Source organism: Streptosporangium sp. NPDC051022, from assembly GCF_040683035.1.
Classification (GTDB): Bacteria; Actinomycetota; Actinomycetes; order Streptosporangiales; family Streptosporangiaceae; genus Streptosporangium.
This window is the reverse complement of sequence record NZ_JBFBCF010000007.1, coordinates 40,728-57,940: the sequence shown is the minus strand read 5'-3', so window position 1 is coordinate 57,940 and position 17,213 is coordinate 40,728. Positions and strand designations below refer to the sequence as shown.

Annotated in this window: 11 protein-coding genes and 1 riboswitch; of the genes, 7 read left to right on the top strand and 4 right to left on the bottom strand. The window is 69.8% G+C overall.

Annotated elements, in window-relative coordinates:
• Positions 1-15 precede the first annotated feature (15 nt).
• The 3 genes from AB0N02_RS14815 to AB0N02_RS14805 all read right to left on the bottom strand — a co-directional run bounded on the left by AB0N02_RS14815 (position 16) and on the right by AB0N02_RS14805 (position 3,870).
• A complete protein-coding gene (locus AB0N02_RS14815; protein WP_363946012.1) occupies positions 16-936 on the bottom strand; it encodes a glutaminase in 921 nt (306 codons plus the stop codon).
• 44 nt (positions 937-980) lie between these two features.
• Positions 981-2,360, bottom strand: coding sequence for a glutamate decarboxylase (locus tag AB0N02_RS14810; RefSeq protein ID WP_363946011.1), 1,380 nt, complete (start codon positions 2,358-2,360; stop codon positions 981-983).
• A gap of 175 nt (positions 2,361-2,535) precedes the next feature.
• On the bottom strand, positions 2,536-3,870 hold the full coding sequence (locus AB0N02_RS14805) for an APC family permease (protein WP_363946009.1): 1,335 nt from the start codon (positions 3,868-3,870) through the stop codon (positions 2,536-2,538).
• A 1,160-nt stretch (positions 3,871-5,030) separates the two neighbouring features.
• Between AB0N02_RS14805 and AB0N02_RS14800 the strand changes: the two genes are divergently transcribed.
• The 3 genes from AB0N02_RS14800 (at position 5,031) to metH (ending at position 10,260) form a co-directional block, all read left to right on the top strand.
• On the top strand, positions 5,031-5,690 hold the full coding sequence (locus AB0N02_RS14800) for a maleylpyruvate isomerase N-terminal domain-containing protein (RefSeq protein WP_363946008.1): 660 nt from the start codon (positions 5,031-5,033) through the stop codon (positions 5,688-5,690).
• A gap of 44 nt (positions 5,691-5,734) precedes the next feature.
• Entirely contained in the window at positions 5,735-6,169 is a 435-nt protein-coding gene (locus AB0N02_RS14795) for a hypothetical protein (RefSeq protein WP_363946007.1), read from the top strand.
• 370 nt (positions 6,170-6,539) lie between these two features.
• Positions 6,540-6,616, top strand: a riboswitch (S-adenosyl-L-homocysteine riboswitch).
• A gap of 14 nt (positions 6,617-6,630) precedes the next feature.
• The gene (gene metH, locus AB0N02_RS14790) at positions 6,631-10,260 is read left to right on the top strand and encodes a methionine synthase (RefSeq protein ID WP_363946005.1); all 3,630 of its coding nucleotides are present in this window, start codon (positions 6,631-6,633) and stop codon (positions 10,258-10,260) included.
• A gap of 283 nt (positions 10,261-10,543) precedes the next feature.
• Here metH and AB0N02_RS14785 read toward each other — a convergent pair whose 3' ends face one another.
• Complete coding sequence (locus AB0N02_RS14785; protein ID WP_363946373.1) at positions 10,544-11,398, bottom strand: M23 family metallopeptidase; 855 nt, start codon at positions 11,396-11,398, stop codon at positions 10,544-10,546.
• A gap of 141 nt (positions 11,399-11,539) precedes the next feature.
• Here AB0N02_RS14785 and dnaG point away from each other — a divergent pair, with 141 nt between their 5' ends.
• The 4 genes from dnaG (at position 11,540) to add (ending at position 17,106) form a co-directional block, all read left to right on the top strand.
• Complete coding sequence (dnaG, locus tag AB0N02_RS14780; RefSeq protein ID WP_363946003.1) at positions 11,540-13,402, top strand: DNA primase; 1,863 nt, start codon at positions 11,540-11,542, stop codon at positions 13,400-13,402.
• 185 nt (positions 13,403-13,587) lie between these two features.
• A complete protein-coding gene (gene rpoD, locus AB0N02_RS14775) occupies positions 13,588-14,691 on the top strand; it encodes an RNA polymerase sigma factor RpoD (RefSeq protein ID WP_363946002.1) in 1,104 nt (367 codons plus the stop codon).
• Positions 14,692-14,924: 233 nt separating this feature from the next.
• Positions 14,925-15,791 (top strand): iron uptake system protein EfeO, encoded by an 867-nt coding sequence (gene efeO / locus AB0N02_RS14770; protein WP_363946000.1) that lies wholly within the window; start codon positions 14,925-14,927, stop codon positions 15,789-15,791.
• Positions 15,792-16,038: 247 nt separating this feature from the next.
• Complete coding sequence (gene add / locus AB0N02_RS14765; RefSeq protein WP_363945999.1) at positions 16,039-17,106, top strand: adenosine deaminase; 1,068 nt, start codon at positions 16,039-16,041, stop codon at positions 17,104-17,106.
• Positions 17,107-17,213 lie beyond the last annotated feature (107 nt).

The following is a 17,213-nucleotide window of genomic DNA, read 5'->3' as shown; positions in this document are numbered from 1 at the left end:
CGAGGGTGGCGTCGCTCAGAACAGCGACAGGTCGGTCAGTTCGGCGAACGCCTCCAGGGCGACGGCGGCCGAGACCGAGTTGCCTTTGTCGTTCACCCCGGGGCCCCACGCCACGGCGGTGCACCGGCCGGGGACGACGGCCAGGATGCCGCCGCCGACGCCGCTCTTGCAGGGCAGCCCCACGCGGTAGGCGAACTCCCCGGCCTCGTTGTAGGTACCGCAGGTGAGCACGAGCGCGTTGAGGCCCCGGGAGTCCCGCTCCGAGATCAGGCGGGAACCGTCCGCCCGGACGCCGTGCCGGGCCTGGAACAGCGCCGCCAGTGCCAGCTCCTCACAGCTGATCATGATGGAGCACTGGCGGAAGTAGTGGTCGAGCGCCGCGTGGACCGGGTTGAGCATGTTGCCGAAGTCGGCCACCAGGTAGGCCAGTGCCCGATCCCGGTTGCCGGTGGTCTCCTCCGAGTGCGCGGTGACCGCGTCCACGTGCAGCTGCGGGTTGCCGGTCTCGGCGCGCAGCAGCCCGCGGACGGCCCCGTAGGCGTCGCCGGTGTCGCTGAGAAGCTGGTCGGTGACGACGATGGCGCCCGGGTTGACGAACGGGTTGCCCGGGACGCCCCTGGAGATCTGGAGCGGGATGAGCGAGTTGAACGGGTCTCCGGTCGGCTCGCGCCGGACCCGCCTCCAGATCGCCCTGTCGTCGTGGCCGAGCACCAGCGCGAGGGCGAACAGCTTGGAGATGCTCTCGATGGTGAACGGTGTCGTGGACTCGCCGCCCCCGTGGACCTCGCCGTCGACCGTGGCCACGGCGAACCCGAACTGGGCGGGGTCCACCTCGCCGAGGCTGGGGATGTAGTCGGCGACCTTCCCCGCGCCGATGTGCGGCCGTACGGCGATCATGACCTTGTCGACGACGTCCCGGTAGTTCGTTGCGGACATGGCCTCTCCCTGGGAACGTGCGCGCGGCGCCCCGTCGGTGTCCGTCAGTGGTGGAAACCGGGCTGCTGCCTCGCCCCGCCCCCGCCGCCGCGGCCGAGCCGGTCGATGGATCGGCGGATGTCCTCGGCGAGCAGCCCCATCTCGTCGCGGCCGATGCCGTGCCGGATCAGCACCCGCTGGACGACGGTTTCCTGCCGGTCGGGGGGCAGCGGGTAGGAGGGCACCTGCCAGCCGCGTGCGCGCAGCTGCTCGGTGAGGTCGTAGAGGGTGAAGCCGGCGTTCTTGTCGGCCAGGGTGTAGGACACCCCGGGCAGGGCGCCCTTGCCGTCGTACAGCAGCTCGAACGGTCCCATCTTCTCGATCTGGGCGGCCAGGAACCGGGCGGTGTCGATGCAGGACTGCTGGACCCTGCGGTAGCCCTCCCGGCCCAGCCGCAGCAGCCAGTAGTACTGGGCGATGACCTCGCCGCCGGGGCGGGAGAAGTTGAGCGCGAAGGTCGGCATCTCGCCGCCCAGGTAGTCGACGTCGAAGATCAGCTCCTTGGGCAGCAGGTCGGCCGAGCGCCACACCACCCATCCGACGCCCAGCGGTGCCAGGCCGTACTTGTGGCCCGAGGTGTTGATGGAGGCCACCCGCTCAAGACGGAAGTCCCACTCCAGGTCCGGCTGGACGAACGGGGCGATGAACCCGCCGCTGGCGGCGTCGACGTGAATCGGGACGTCCAGTCCGGTCTCGGCGTGGATGTCGTCCAGTTCCCCGGCGATGGCCTGGACCGGCTCGAAGTCGCAGGTGTAGGTGACGCCGAGGATCGACACCACGCCGATGGTGTTCTCGTCGACGTACTGGCGCAGCTGGTGCGGGCGCAGCCCGGTCGCGTCCGGCTCCAGGGGCACCTGCCGCAGCTCCACGTCGAAGTAGCGGGCGAACTTCTCCCAGCACACCTGTACGGGGCCGCACACCAGGTTGGGGCGGTCGGTCGGCTTGCCGTCCATCTGCCTGCGCCGCCGCCACCGCCACTTGAGCGCCAGCCCGCCGAGCATCGCGGCCTCGCTCGATCCGGTGGTCGAGCAGCCCATCGTGTCCCGGCCGGACGGGGAGTTCCACAGCTTCGCCAGGATGTGCACGCAGCGTGACTCGATCTCCGCGGTCTGGGGATACTCGTCCTTGTCGATCATGTTCTTGTTGAGCGACCTGTCCATCAGCCGATGGACCTCCTCGTCGCTCCACGTGGTGCAGAACGTCGCCAGGTTCTGCGCGGCGTTGCCGTCCAGCAGCAACTCCGACCGGAGCAGGTCGTAGACCACGCGCGGATCGGACTGCGCGTCCGGGATGTTGTACTTCGGGAGCACCCTCTCGCTCAGCGGTGACGTGTACAGGTCACCGAACTCGGTGACCTCCTTGCTCGTGACCTTGTGCAAAGCCATGGAGATCTCCTGCTCACCGATCGGGAGGGCCGACGGCTACATACCCGGCTGCCAAATACCAGAAGGCCCACAAAAGCCAATAAAACGGTCAATCGGTTCTGGTTGCCCGCTCTCCGTAACGGCCCGGTGAAATCTCCGCCGCCTGACAGGTGAGATCCCGCCTCCGGGGCGGGCGTCAGTCGGACGGCCCGCGCAGGGCGCGCAGCAGCGGCGTCTCCAGGTGGTGGAGAGCCGCCCGCGCCCGCTCCGCGTCCCGCTCCTCCTGCGGCAGCCGGTGCATGAGCCGGAAGACGAGCAGCCCGGCCGCGACCATGAGCAGGCCCAGCGCCACCGGCCGCCAGCCGAGTGAGGGGAACTGCGCCAGGCAGGACAGGGTCCCGATCACCGGGATGGCGACCCCGCCGGGAAGCTGTGTCCCCTCGCCGGGCCAGCCGCGCAGGGCCAGTACTCCCGCCGCCATGTTGACCACGACCATGGAGACCAGCGCCCCGACGTTGGCCAGCCCGACGATCGTGGTGATGTCCGAGGTGAGGATGAGCACCACCGTCACGGCCCCGATGAACAGGACGCTGATCAGGGGGTGGCCGCGCCGGGTGGCGCGGCCCGCGATCGGCGGCACGTCCCCCCGCGCCACCATGCGAAGCATGATCTCGCTGGCCCCGAGCATGTTGGCGTTCGCCCCCGACAGGGTGGACAGGCAGGCGGCGAAGGCGATCATGTAGCCGCCCCATGCGCCCATCAGCGCCTCCGCGGCCTGGCCGACCCCCGCGGCGCCGAACGTGCGGATGTCGCTGGCCAGCATCGCCAGCACCACCCCGATGTAGAGGGCCGCCGAGAACAGCACCGAGCCCATCACCGCGATCGGCACGGTCCGCCGCGGGTTTCGCACCGAGCTCGCCATGTTGGTGACCACGTTGAAACCGGTGTAGGCGGTGAACAGCAGCGCGCTCGCGCTCAGCACCCCGCCGGTTCCGTGCGGGGCGAAGGGGGTGAACCGGATGGAGGTGAAGCTCGCCACTCCCCAGGCCACGAAGACGAGCAGCAGTGCGATCTTCAGGGCGACGACCAGCGTCTCCGTTCTTGCGACCAGGTCGGCGGGGCCGAGGTTCAGCCAGGTGATGAGCACGCCCGCGAGCAGCGCGGCGACGGTCACGCCCAGATTCGGCAGGAAGTAGTGCCGGAGGTATTCGCCAAAGGAGACCAGCAGGAAGGCGATGATCGTCAGGCCGTTGAGATAGAACCCCCACATCACCACATAGCGCCACAGCGGGCTGAGGAGGTCGCCGACCGGGCCGTAGCCAGACTCCCCGGGGCCGGCCCTGGAGGAGATGGCGACGAAGGACAGCGCGGACAGCAGCATCACCGTGCCGGCCACCAGATAGCTCACCAGGGCGGCGGGCCCCGCCTCGTTCAGCGCGGTTCCGGAGAGTGTGAACACCCCGCCGCCCACCATCGTGCCCACGGCGAACGCCAGACAGGGCACCAGCCCGATTCCCTGGGAACCCTTCACGGCATCTCCTCACGCCCTGGAAGAGAGATCTTCCCCGGGCCGGGTGATTCGAGGGTCAAGCGACTGCTCGGATTGCGCGGTGTGGTGTGCTGTCCCAGCCATGGCAGGAATCCAGTGATTAATGGCTGAAATATGGATTGTCCGGCCATTTGTGGCGTGATTACGTAGTCGGTGTCGAACCTTTGATCGGCGGCCGTCCGATCTCCGGGCTCGCGTCGACGCCCACGGGAGGCGTGGCGGAGGTCCGTGGGACGGTCATCACGGGGCCATGTTCTTCACTCGCCGGAGGTTTTCGCGCCTTCGGGCCCCGCCATGGCGGGCGCGTGTTCACACGGACGCTGTTCCGGCACTCCTGAAAGACACCGTGAAGGATAAGATCATGAAAATGGCGCAGGATGGTCATGGCGGGGGTGACGGTCCTCTTTCCCCGTTTTTCCGGGAAACGGGCACCGTTGTGGCGGCCGTGTCATGATCTGCGCGAAAAACGTCCACGACGCCGCGGACGGGTGTTGACCTCCACCGGCAGGGGTGGGGGAGTCGGGGACGATGAGAGCCGCCTCGGAGGCGGTGGAAAACGAACGGGACACCACTCCGGTATATCGTCGGGCCGAAAAGTGTCACGGTGAGGCGGGAAAGTCCGTTCTCAAAATAGAGACGATGTGTTCTCGGGGGCTCTCCGTATTCTGCCGAAAACCGGCGAAGAACGCCGCTCCGGACGGAAGGAAACGCGGCCGGGACGGTTCCGGCTGCTGAGGAAGTGGCCATGAGATTCTTGGTGGGGCTGCTGGCGGCCGCGCTTGTCGCGGCTGTTTCGGCTCTGTCACCGGTGTCCGTGGCGCAGGCCGCGCTGTGCCGGCACCGTACGGGGGTCAATCACGACGGTGGCATATTTCCGGATCCGTCTACATGGTGTACGACCGCACCACCGGGACGTCCACCCGAGGTGACGGGCACCGGCGGTTCCGGTCCGCCTCGCCGGTGAAGCCGCTCATCGCCCTCGACTACCTCGAAGGCCGTGGCCCCGGGACGACCGTTCCGCCCGCGAGACCGTCCGGGCGCTTCCCCTCCGCATCTCGGAAGCGCCCGGATGCTCCACCCGGCGGAGGGAGCGCGGGGATTGACGCGGTGAGGGCGGAGAGTCGTCTCGTTATGCTCGGGGCATGTCACACGCCCACGAACCGGCCGGTCCCGTCACCGCGGACGACGTCCGGCATGCCGTCCGGCTGGCGGTCGCCACCCTGCGCGGAGCGGCCGAGGCGGACTGGGACGCCAGGGCCGGATCGCTGGAGTGGAGCTGCTGGGAGACCGTCGAGCACCTCGCCGACGACCTGTTCTCCTACGCGGCCCAGTTCGCTCCCGAGACACCCCCGCTGGACGATCACGTCCCGTTCGCATGGGTCCGCCGGAAGCCGGACGGCCCGGCGAACGTGATCTTCGCGGAGCGCCGTCTCGGTCCCGCCGGGCTGCTGAGCGTGCTGGAGGCCAGTGGAGCCCTGCTGGTCGCCATGGTCCGTACGGCTCCGCCGGACGTCCGCGCGTTCCACGTCTTCGGGGTGGCGGACCCCGAGGGGTTCGCGGCCATGGGCGTGGTGGAGATCCTGGTTCACACGCACGACGTCGCCGAGGGACTCGGCCTGGCCTGGGAACCCCCCGCCGACCTGTGCGCCCGTGTCCTGACCCGGCTGTTCCCCGACGCCCCCGCCGGCACCGCCCCCTGGCCCGCCCTCCTGTGGTCCACCGGCCGCGCGGCCCTTCCCGGCCGCCCCCGCCTCACCACCTGGCGCTGGCACGGCGCCCCGAGGCCGGTCGGTACGCCGTAGGCGTCGGCCAGGCGGAGGAGAACGGCGGTCGCCGGTGGATCGTCGTGGCCGCGGTGTTCCTTGGCGTGCAGTTCCTGGTCGCGGGGTGCGGGTTGTTCTACGGGACGTCGCGTGTTGATCCGGCCGTCCTCGACGAGGTGCGTGGCATCGGCAGGGTGCTGGGGGAGGCCACCGTCGAGGGCGACTACGGAGCGGGGGCCGAGGTCACGGACATGCTTGTCATCGACGTCGGAGGCGCGAACGGTCAGGAGGCGGCCGACAGGGCCGATGCTCTCCTGCTCGAACGTGAATGGACGGTTGTCGCGCGGATGCCCCCTCACGGGACGCAGATGAGGTCGACCATATGGGATGGCGTTTATCTGGACTTTCATCCGTTCTATCCCGAGGAGGACAAGAGTTATCCGGATGAGATCGCGAAGGTGATCGAGGCATCGGCCAAGCCGGAAACGCTTCTGATCGTGAGTCTTGACCAGACCTGACGGTGACGCGGGTCGTCCGAGAGGTCATCGGGCCCGAGAAGGCGGAAAGCGTGCGCCGCTTCGGCTCTGTCCGGCCTCGCCTTTCAGGGCAGGGTTCCGGGGACGAGGCGATATCGCGGAATGTGGCCGCCGTGCCACACAGCGCTCAACTTACTTTGTAAAGGCGGCCGTCGGCGGGCATCCCGCGGCCCGGCCCGTTCCCCGTTTCCGGCGGCATCGCCGAAAGGCGACTGTCACCGATCGGTTCGGGCTGGATGGGGTGGGAAAAGGGGAGGTGATCTGTTTTGACTCCGCCGGGTGAAGGGATGTGACAGATGGTAATGGGGTGATGTGCTTCAAAGGGCCGTCCGGGGTTCGGTATCGTCGTTCTCAGGTCGAGAGGCGCTGCAACGGGTTCAGGCCCGCCACGCTCGGCCTCCCGATGACCATCAAGGGCGCCTCCCAGAGCGGGAGGTGGTCTGATGAACAAGTCGTTCGGTCCCAAAGCGCAGGCGCTGCGGGAGCTTCTGGACCGGCGCGTCGTGGTTCTGGACGGGGCGTGGGGCTCTCTGCTCCAGGGCGCCTCGCTGACCCCCGCCGACTACCGCGGCGACCGCTTCGGCGATCACCCGTGGGACGTGACCGGTGACCCCGACCTGCTGAACCTGACCCGGCCGGATCTCGTGCTGGACGTGCACCGGCGCTATCTGGCGGCGGGCGCGGACATCACCACGACCAACACCTTCACCGCGACCAGCGTCGGGCAGGCTGACTACGGGCTGCAGGCGTACGTGCGGGAGATGAACCTGCGCGGCGCCCAGCTCGCGCGGCAGGCCGCCGACGAGGCGGGCGGGCGGTTCGTGGCGGGCTCGGTCGGACCGCTGAACGTCACGCTGTCGCTGTCGCCGAAGGTGGAGGACCCTTCCTACCGCGCGGTCTCGTTCGACGAGGTCCGCGAGGCGTACGCCGAGCAGATCGAGGGGCTGGCCGCGGGCGGGGTCGACCTGCTGCTGATCGAGACGATCTTCGACACGCTCAACGCGAAGGCCGCGATCGCCGCCGCCCGCGAGGTCGCCCCCGACCTGCCGCTGTGGATCTCGGTGACCATCGTCGACCTGAGCGGACGGACCCTTTCCGGGCAGACCGTCCAGGCGTTCTGGAGCTCGATCGAACACGCCGATCCGCTGGTGGTCGGTGTGAACTGCTCGCTGGGCGCCGAGGAGATGCGCCCGCACCTGGCCGAGCTGTCGCGTCTGGCCGACACCTACACGGCCTGCCACCCCAACGCGGGGCTGCCGAACGCCTTCGGGGGCTACGACCAGACTCCCGAGGAGACGGCGCACCTGCTCGGCGAGTTCGCCGCCTCGGGGATGGCCAACATCGTCGGCGGATGCTGCGGGACCACGCCCGAGCACACCGCGCGGATCGCGGCCGCCGTGTCCGGGCTCGCGCCGCGCGCGATCCCGGCGCCGCCGGCGGCCACGCGCTTCAGCGGCCTGGAGCCCTTCGAGATCGGCCCGGACACCGGCTTCGTGATGATCGGGGAGCGCACCAACGTCACGGGCTCGGCCCGGTTCCGGCGGCTGGTCGAGGCCGACGACCACCAGGGCGCCGTGGACGTCGCGCTGGAGCAGGTGCGCGGCGGGGCCAACATCCTGGACGTCAACATGGACGCCGACCTGCTCGACAGCGAGCGGGCGATGACCACCTTCCTGAACCTGATCGCGACCGAGCCCGAGGTCGCCCGCATCCCGATCATGATCGACAGCTCGCGGTGGAGCGTGCTGGAGGCGGGCCTCAAGTGTGTGCAGGGCAAGGGCGTGGTCAACTCCATCAGCCTCAAGGAGGGTGAGGGGCCGTTCCTGGAGCAGGCCCGGCGGATCAGGACGTACGGCGCCGGCGTGGTCGTCATGGCCTTCGACGAGCAGGGACAGGCCGACACCACCGAGCGCAAGGTGGAGATCTGCGCCCGCGCCTACGACCTGCTCACCCAGAAGGCCGGCTTCGTCCCCGAGGACATCGTCTTCGACCCGAACGTGCTCGCGGTCGCCACCGGCATCGCCGAGCACAACGGCTACGCCAAGGCGTTCATCGAGGCGCTGCCGCTCATCAAGCGGCGCTGCCCGGGCGCCCGCACCAGCGGCGGCATCTCCAACCTGTCGTTCTCCTTCCGCGGCAACGACGTCGTGCGGGAGGCCATGCACTCGGCGTTCCTGTTCCACGCCGTACGCGCCGGGCTCGACATGGGCATCGTCAACGCCGGGCAGCTCGCCGTCTACCAGGACATCCCGGCGGACCTGCTGGAGCTCGTCGAGGACGTGCTCTTCGACCGGCGTGACGACGCCACCGACCGGCTCGTCGCCTTCGCCGAGACGGTCAGCGGCTCGGGCACCCGCCGTACGGTCGACCTGTCCTGGCGCGACGCGCCGGTGGAGAAGCGTCTCGCGCACGCGCTCGTGCACGGCATCGTCGACTTCATCGAGGCCGACACCGAGGAGGCCCGGCAGCGGGCGGTCCGTCCCCTCGACGTGATCGAGGGGTCGCTGATGGACGGCATGAAGATCGTGGGCGACCTGTTCGGCTCGGGGAAGATGTTCCTGCCGCAGGTGGTCAAGAGCGCGCGGGTGATGAAGCGGTCCGTCGCCTACCTCGAGCCCTACATCGAGGCGGAGAAGGCGGAGAAGGGGGCGGAGGCCGGGACCTCTCGCGGCAACGGCAAGGTGGTGCTCGCGACCGTCAAGGGAGACGTGCACGACATCGGCAAGAACATCGTGGGCGTGGTCCTGGGCTGCAACAACTACGAGGTCGTCGACCTCGGCGTCATGGTCCCCGCCGCCACCGTGCTGGACACCGCCCTCGCCGAGGGCGCCGACGCGGTGGGCCTGTCGGGGCTGATCACCCCGTCGCTGGACGAGATGGTCGCCGTCGCCGCCGAGATGCAGCGACGCGGGCTGAAGCTGCCCCTGCTGATCGGTGGCGCCACCACCTCGCGGCAGCACACCGCCGTGCGGATCGCGCCCGCCTACGACGGCACCGTGGTCCACGTGCTGGACGCCTCCCGCGTCGTCGGCGTGGTCTCGGACCTGATGGACGACGGCCGGGCCGGGGAGCTGGACGCGGCCAACCGGATCGAGCAGCAGCGCCTGCGCGAGCAGCACGAGAACAAGCAGCGCAGCCCCCTGCTGACCATCGCCCAGGCCCGCGCCAACCCCGAGCGGGTCTCCTTCGACGGCCTGCCCGTTCCCGCCTTCACCGGTGTGCGCGTCATCGAGCCGGATCTGGCCGACCTCCGCGCGATGATCGACTGGCAGTTCTTCTTCCTCGCCTGGGAGCTGAAGGGCAAGTATCCGGCGATCCTGGACCAGCCGGAGGCCCGCGAGCTGTTCGACGAGGCGAACGTCCTGCTCGACGAGATCATCTCCGGTGACCGCTTCCAGGTCCGCGGCGCTTACGGCTTCTGGCCCGCCCGCTCCGACGGCGACGACATCCTGATCGAGCCCGGGCCGGGCACCGCCACCCTGCGCATGCCGATGCTGCGGCAGCAGACGGTCAAGCCCGAGGGGCGTCCCAACCGGTGTCTGGCCGACTACCTGGCCCCCGGGGGCGACCACCTCGGCGGCTTCGCCGTGTCCGTGCACGGCGCGGGGAAGCTCGCCGCCGACTTCGAGGCGCGTCACGACGACTACCGGGCCATCATGGTCAAGGCGCTGGCCGACCGTTTCGCCGAGGCCTTCGCCGAGTACATCCACCTGCAGGCCAGGCGTGACTGGTACGAGCCGGACATCGACCCGGCTCTGGAGGACCTGCACGCCGAGCGGTTCCGGGGCATCCGGCCGGCCCTCGGCTACCCGGCCAGCCCCGACCACAGCCTGAAGCGGGATCTGTTCGAGCTCCTGGACGCCGAGAAGCTCGGCATGACCCTGACGGAGTCCTTCGCGATGACCCCCGCCGCCAGCGTCAGCGGGCTGCTCTTCGCCCACCAGGACTCGCGGTACTTCACCGTCGGGCGCGTCGGCAGGGACCAGGCCGTGGACTACGCGCGGCGGCGGGGGCTCGGCCTTCCCCAGGTCGAGCAGTGGCTGCGCCCCAACCTCGCCTACGACCCCGAGTGACGATCGCGCCGCGGATCACGCCGGTCGCCGTCCCCCGCCGAGGGACGGCGACCGGCGTGGCTTCGGGTGCCTTCGCCGTGGAACGAGCCGTGGAACGGCCGGCAGGGGGCGGTGAGGCTCAGGGCCGTCACCACGCCACGGGGAAGGCGCGCACGCCGAAGACCACGCCGTCGTAGCCGAGGGGACCGCGTGTTTCCGATCGCCCCTTTGCGGCCTCTCGTCGCGGAACCCCGCTCGCTCCGGGGCGTGCCGGGCCGTCCCCTCGCCGGCGGTGGGCGGAAGGTCAGCCGCCCAGGGGGATCTTCTCCTCGGGCGTGGGGGAGGGCTTCTTGGTGGGCTTCTCCGTGGCGCCCGGCTTGGACGAGCACAGCGTCCAGCACTTGGGGGAGGAGCCGACCCGGTTCATCACGGCCCGCGTCTCCTCGGCGGGCGACAGCGTGCGGTTGCCGTCCATCCAGGCGTCCAGGTAGTCCCAGGGGTTGACCATGCCGCGCCGTACCCACCAGAGCGAGGGGTCGGTCTTCCAGGAGATCGCGAAGTAGAGGTTGCTGGCGGTCGAGCGGGCGTTGCCCGAGTTGCCGATCCGGCCGAGGACCTGGCCCGCGGAGACCCGCGTGCCCGGCTTGAGCCCCGAGGCGACGCTGTCCAGGTGGCCGCCGAGGTAGCGCACGCCGTCATCCCCGACGACGGTGACGAAGCGGCCCTCGCGGTCGGAGCCGTCGTCGGTCGAGGGCTTCCAGCGGTTCTTGGCGTTGACCTCGTCGACCACGCCGCTCACCGGGGAGACGAAGGAACACCCCTTGCCGGTCCAGATCGTGGTCTTGGGCAGCACGAGCAGCCTGCTCTCGTAGCTCACCTTGCAGTCCTTCACCGGGAAGACGTAGGTGAACTTCGACAGCTTGGGCGGCGGAACCTGCACCGGCTCCTCGCCCGGCGGAGGCGTCACCACCGCCTGCGGTGCGGGAGTCGGGGTCGGGGTCGGAATCGTCGCCGTGATCGCGCCCGGCGCGGCGGCCGCCATCTCCGCCGCGGGAGGCATGGTGCTGATGCCCGCCACTCCGCCCGGCGACGCACAGGCCCCGGTGACGAGCAGCGCGCCGGTCACCACGGTCAGTCGAGCTATGTGCCCCGATCGCATGATCTCCACCAGGGTAACGTTATCGAGAATCAGCCTTTACATTTGTAACCGACCTTCCGGTTGGTCATGACCTGTTCGGGAAAGTCGGTGCCCTGTCCCGTCGAGCCCCAAGCTGTCGGGGGACCCCACTAGACTCACGGCGTGGCAGGCCGGATCAGTGACGAGGACATCGCGCTCGTGCGGGAGCGCTCACCGATCGCGGACATCGTGGGTGAGCACATCCAGCTCCGCAACGCGGGCGGCGGCAACCTGAAGGGACTGTGTCCCTTCCACGACGAGAAGAGCCCCTCCTTCAACGTCACCCCCACCCGTGGCTACTGGTACTGCTTCGGATGCGCCGAGGGCGGGGACGTCATCACCTTCGTCAGGCGGCTGGAGCACCTGTCGTTCGGCGAGGCCGTCGAGCGGCTGGCCAACCGCGCGGGCATCCAGCTCCGCTACGAGCAGGGCGGCTACGTCCCCGGGCGTGAGCAGGGCGAGCGCAGCCGTCTCATCGAGGCGCACCGGGCTGCGGCGGAGTTCTACGCCGGGAGGCTGTCGTCCCCCGAGGCCGCGATCGGCCGCAGGTTCCTGTCGGAGCGCGGCTTCGAGCGCGTCGACGCCGAGCACTTCGGGGTCGGTTACGCGCCCGCCGAGTGGGAGGCGCTCTGCCGTCATCTGATGGGCAGGGGTTTCACCGCCGCGGAGCTGATCAAGGGCGGGCTGGCCAAGGAGGGGCGGCGGGGGCCCATCGACCGGTTCCGCGGGCGGCTCGTCTGGCCGATCCGCGACATCACCGGTGACGTGATCGGCTTCGGCGCGCGCAAACTGAACGACGCGGAGGACGGCCCGAAATACCTCAACACCCCGGAAAGCCCGCTCTACAAGAAGAGCGAGGTCCTCTACGGGGTCGACCTGGCCAAGCGGGAGATCTCCAAGCGGTCCCAGGCGGTGATCGTCGAGGGATACACCGACGTGATGGCCTGTCATCTGTCGGGGGTGCCGACGGCGGTGGCGACCTGCGGCACCGCGTTCGGCCAGGAGCACATCAAGGTGCTGCGGCGGCTGCTGCTGGACCAGTCGGGATCGCAGGGCGAGGTGATCTTCACCTTCGACGGCGACGCGGCGGGGCAGAAGGCGGCGCTGCGGGCCTTCGCCGACGAGCAGAAGTTCGTCACCCAGACCTTCGTGGCCGTCCAGCCCGACGGGCTCGACCCCTGCGATCTGCGCGTCAAGCGCGGCGAGGCCGCGGTGCGGGACCTGATCGCGAGCCGCGAGCCGCTGTTCGCGTTCGCCATCCGCAGCATGATCTCCCGTTACGACGTGAGCACGAACGAGGGCAAGCTGTCCGCGCTGGACGCCGCGGCGCCGATCGTGGCCGGGATCAAGGACCGGGCGCTGCGTCAGCTGTACGCCGTGGACCTCGACCGCTGGCTCGGTTTCAACAACGAGCGGTTCGTCATGGACCGGATCGCCGAGACCGCCGTCACCGCCCAGGGAGCGGTCTCGGCGCGGGAACGGCGGCCCGCGGGGCCGCGCAAGGTCGCCGAGCTGACCGACCCCGGGGTGCGGACCGAGGCCGAGGTGCTGAAGCTGGCCGTGCAGCGTCCCGCGCTGCTCGGCCCCGGCTTCGACGCGATCGGTCCGGAGGCGTTCACGCTGCCCGAGCACGTCGCCCTGCACAAACTGGTCGTCGACGCCGGCGGTACGGCCGCCGCGGGTCACGGCGGGCGGGAGTGGGTCGACCGGCTCCTCGACGGTGTGCCCGAGGCCATGCGCCCGGTGGTCACCCGTTTCGCGGTCGAGGAACTGCGCGCGGACCTGTCCGGTGAGGAGAGATACGCCTCCGCCATGCTCGCCGCGCTGGAACTCGTCGCGGTCGCGCGGACGGTCGAGCAGCTCAAGTCGCGGATGCAGCGCACCAATCCCGTCGAGGAACAGCAGGAGTACAACCGGCTGTTCGCAGAGCTGGTCGCGCTGGAGCAGCAGCGGCGTGTGCTGAAGGAACGCGCCTCCGGAAGCTGATCACGTAATTGGCTTTAATTTCCAAGCGTCGATTCGACCAAACCCCAATAAGGTCTCGGTTCGATAATGATCGTCGTCTTACCTTGGGTGACAAAAATAGGTCTGCCATTTAGGGGACCTAATACAGCAGACTGTCTCCCGTGGGTGCATCGGTGCTGCCAAGTGGGCCGCCATCGGTAGACCAGGTGGCCGACCTCGTCGCGAAGGGAAGGGAGCGCGGAAGCGTCACGGTCGATGACGTGGCCGCCGCTCTCGACAAATCCGAGCTGCCGTCCGACGCGCTTGAACGCGTCGTCCGCATGCTCGCCGAGCACGGAGTGGAGGTTCTCGAGCCCCAGGGAGACGAAGACACCGCCCGGTCCGATGAGGAGGACGTCGGTAAACGGGCCCCGACCAGCGATCTGGTCCGCATCTACCTGCGGGAGATCGGCAGGGTGCCCCTGCTCACGGCAGAGGAGGAGGTGGAGCTCGCCAAGTCCATCGAAGCGGGCCTGTTCGCCGAGGACAAGCTCACCAGCGTCGTCTCCCGTCTGGCGTTCCCGGAGTTCAAGGAACTCGTGTGGGAGGGCACACGGGCCAAGCAACGGCTGATCGAGGCCAATCTTCGGCTCGTCGTCTCCATCGCCAAAAGATACGTGGGACGCGGCATGCTGTTCCTGGATCTCATCCAGGAGGGCAACCTCGGGCTCATCAGGGCGGTCGAGAAATTCGACTACACCAAGGGATACAAGTTCTCCACGTACGCCACGTGGTGGATTCGCCAGGCGATCACGCGGGCCATCGCTGACCAGGCGCGCACCATTCGCATTCCGGTGCACATGGTCGAGACGATCAACAAGCTGGTCCGGGTCCAGCGGCAGCTCCACCAGGACCTCGGCCGCGAGCCCGCGCCCGAGGAGATCGCACTGGAGATGGATCTCCCGATCGACCGTGTGATCGAGATCCAGCGCATCGCGCAGGAACCCGTCTCGCTGCAGTCGCCCATCGGTGAGGAGGACTCCGACCTCGGAGACTTCATCGAGGACGCGGACGCGGTCGTGCCGATGGAGGCGGCGGCCTTCATCATGCTGCAGGACCAGCTTGACGACATCCTCGCGACGCTGTCCGAGCGGGAGCAGCGGATCATCCAGCTGCGCTTTGGTCTCGCCGACGGACATCCCCGGACGCTGGAGGAGGTCGGCCGGGAGTTCGGAGTGACGCGGGAGCGCATCAGGCAGATCGAGTCCAAGACGCTGGCCAAGCTGCGTCACCCGACCCGCGCCCAGATGCTCCGCGACTATCTCGACTGAACGTCGTACGGCGGAGGCCCCCGGGAACGGCGCTCCCGGGGGCCTCCGCCGTTCCCGGGACCTTCGGCGACTCCCCGGTTCCCCCGCTTCCCCCGGTTTCCCCGGTTCTCCGGCACCGATGTCCGGACTTTCCCCGGCAGCAGGCCGGTGACCTGCGTGTTCACCGGCAAGTCGCCGGGGTCCGGCGGTGAGGTTGCAGCATTATGGACCCCTCACGACACCCAGGAGCGTCCATGTCCGCCGTTCTCCGTCCCGTCGCGGCCTGTGCCCTTCTCGCCCTCGCGCTCACCGCGTGCGGCTCGGCCGGTGACGACGCGGCGCTCCGGAACGTCACGGCCCGGGGCGAGTCCGGAGTCCAGGCCGACCGGCTGGCCGCACGCGCCGTCAGGGAGTACCGCTCCTACGCGGCCGACCAGGTCTACGACACCCTCGCCAGGACCGACGACTTCGTCGCCGCGCTCAAGAGAGGTGACGTGCGCGGGGCCAGGGCCCTGTACGCGCCGAGCCGTATGGGCTGGGAGAGCATCGAGCCGGTCGCGGAGGCGTTCCCCGACATCGACGCCAAGGTGGACGCCCGGGAGTCCGACCTCGAGGAGGGGCAGACCTGGACGGGCTGGCACCGCCTGGAGAAGGCGCTGTGGCGGGCGCCGAAGACGGTGCGGAAGGAGGCCGTCCACGGCGACACCCTGCTGGCCGACCTCAGCACGCTCAGGGCGGTGCTGCCCCGTGCGGAGATCACCGTGACGTCCATGGCCCAGGGGGCGAAGGAACTGCTCGACGAGGTGGCGACCGGCAAGGTGACCGGTGAGGAGGAGGCCTTCTCCCACACCGACCTGTGGGACTTCAAGGGCAACGTGGACGGCGCGTTCAAGGTCTACGAGCTTCTGCGGCCGATCGTGCGGGAGCGGAACGCCGAGCTCGTCACCACGCTGGACACCGAGTTCGGCGACCTGAGGGCCGTTCTCGCCAAGCACGCCGACGGCGAGGGGTTCGTCCCCTACACCGACCTGTCCAGGGAGCAGGTCAAGGAGCTCGTCGACGCCCTCAACGCGCTGGCCGAACCGCTGTCCGGCCTGTCCGCGGTCATCTCCTCGGGCTGACCCGCCCGCCGGTCCCGCGGAGACCGGTCACGCCCCTGCCCGGAGGGGACCTCCCCGCCCCGGGCCGCCGGTCGGCCGAAGGCGTCATGCCGCGCCGTCGCCCGAAACGGCGATGACAGACGCCGGAGACGATCATAGGGTGGACCTTGATCGTCGGCTCGGGACCCCGGACGTCGGCTCGGGACCCCGGCGCACCGCAGCGGGACGTCTCCGCCGCGCCCATTCACCGATCACGTGGGGGTGGACAGTGACAATCCGGGAACGCGGCGCCGCGACCGGCGCGTCCGTGCCGGGTCGCGATCCGAGGACACTGCCCAAGGCCGAGTTGCACCTGCACCTGCTGGCGGCCATGCGTCCGGCCACGCTGGCCGAACTCGCGGCCGAGGACGGGCGCACGGCGCCGGATCCGCGAGCCTTCACCACCTTCACCGAGTTCCAGCGGATCTTCCAGGCGGCCTACGACGCGACCTCGGCCCGGCCGGGCAATCTCCGGCGGGTGGTGGCCGAGTTGGTGGAGGACGTCGCGGCCGACGGCGGCGTCTGGGTCCAGCCGCACTTCGATCCGCACAGTTACCAACACTTCGGACCGGCCGAGCACGTCCTCGAGCTGGTGCTCGAGGCGGGCCGGCAGGCCGGAGAACGCTGCGGCGTCGGGTTCGGCCTGACGATCGCGGTCTCGCGCCACGGAAGTCCCGAGGAGGCCGTCCGCCTCGCGCGCTTCGCCGTCCGCCACGCCGGGCGCGGAATCCACGCCCTGGGCCTGACCGGGGACGAGGGAGCCTGCCCGGCCGAGCCGTTCGCCGAGGCGTTCGCCGTGGCCAGGGAGGCCGGGCTGACCTCCGCCCCGCATGCCGGTGAGCTCCGCGGCCCCGACAGCGTCCGCGCCGTGGTCGAGCACCTCGGCGCGACCCGGATCGCGCACGGCATCCGCGCCGCGGAGGATCCGGCCCTCCTTGAGTCGCTGGCCGAGCAGGGCGTTTCGATGGACGTCTGCCTGACCTCCAACCGCGTCCTGGGCGTGGTCCCCGACCTGACCCGGCACCCACTGCCGGACCTGCTGGCGGCCGGGGTACGGTGCTCGCTCGGCACGGACGACCCGCTGATGTTCGGCTCCTCGCTCGCGGACGAGTATCTGATCGCCCGCGACACGCTCGGGCTCACCGACCAGCAGCTCGCCGAGATCGCCCGTACCTCCGTCGAGACCGGCGACGCGCCCGCAGACCTGATCGCGGTGGCCGTCGCGGGAATCGACGACTGGCTCCGGCGGGACCCGGACCCGGCCCGCCGGTCTCCCACCGACCGGATCGTCGCCTGATCTGGCCGGTGATCGACGCGGCGGCACGGACGAGGCCGTCGTCCACGCCTGTCCGCTCGCGCGCCCGTTCGTGAGGGGGAGGGGCGCGAGGCGGTGGGGCCGTTCCT

Excerpts from the sequence above, each read along its gene's own strand:
- AB0N02_RS14810 (WP_363946011.1), bottom strand. The coding sequence starts at position 2,360 with ATGGCTTTGCACAAGGTCACGAGCAAGGAGGTCACCGAGTTCGGTGAC.
- efeO (WP_363946000.1), top strand. The coding sequence starts at position 14,925 with ATGTCCGCCGTTCTCCGTCCCGTCGCGGCCTGTGCCCTTCTCGCCCTC.
- AB0N02_RS14815 (WP_363946012.1), bottom strand. The coding sequence starts at position 936 with ATGTCCGCAACGAACTACCGGGACGTCGTCGACAAGGTCATGATCGCC.
- metH (WP_363946005.1), top strand. The coding sequence starts at position 6,631 with ATGAACAAGTCGTTCGGTCCCAAAGCGCAGGCGCTGCGGGAGCTTCTG.
- AB0N02_RS14800 (WP_363946008.1), top strand. The coding sequence starts at position 5,031 with ATGTCACACGCCCACGAACCGGCCGGTCCCGTCACCGCGGACGACGTC.
- AB0N02_RS14785 (WP_363946373.1), bottom strand. The coding sequence starts at position 11,398 with ATGCGATCGGGGCACATAGCTCGACTGACCGTGGTGACCGGCGCGCTG.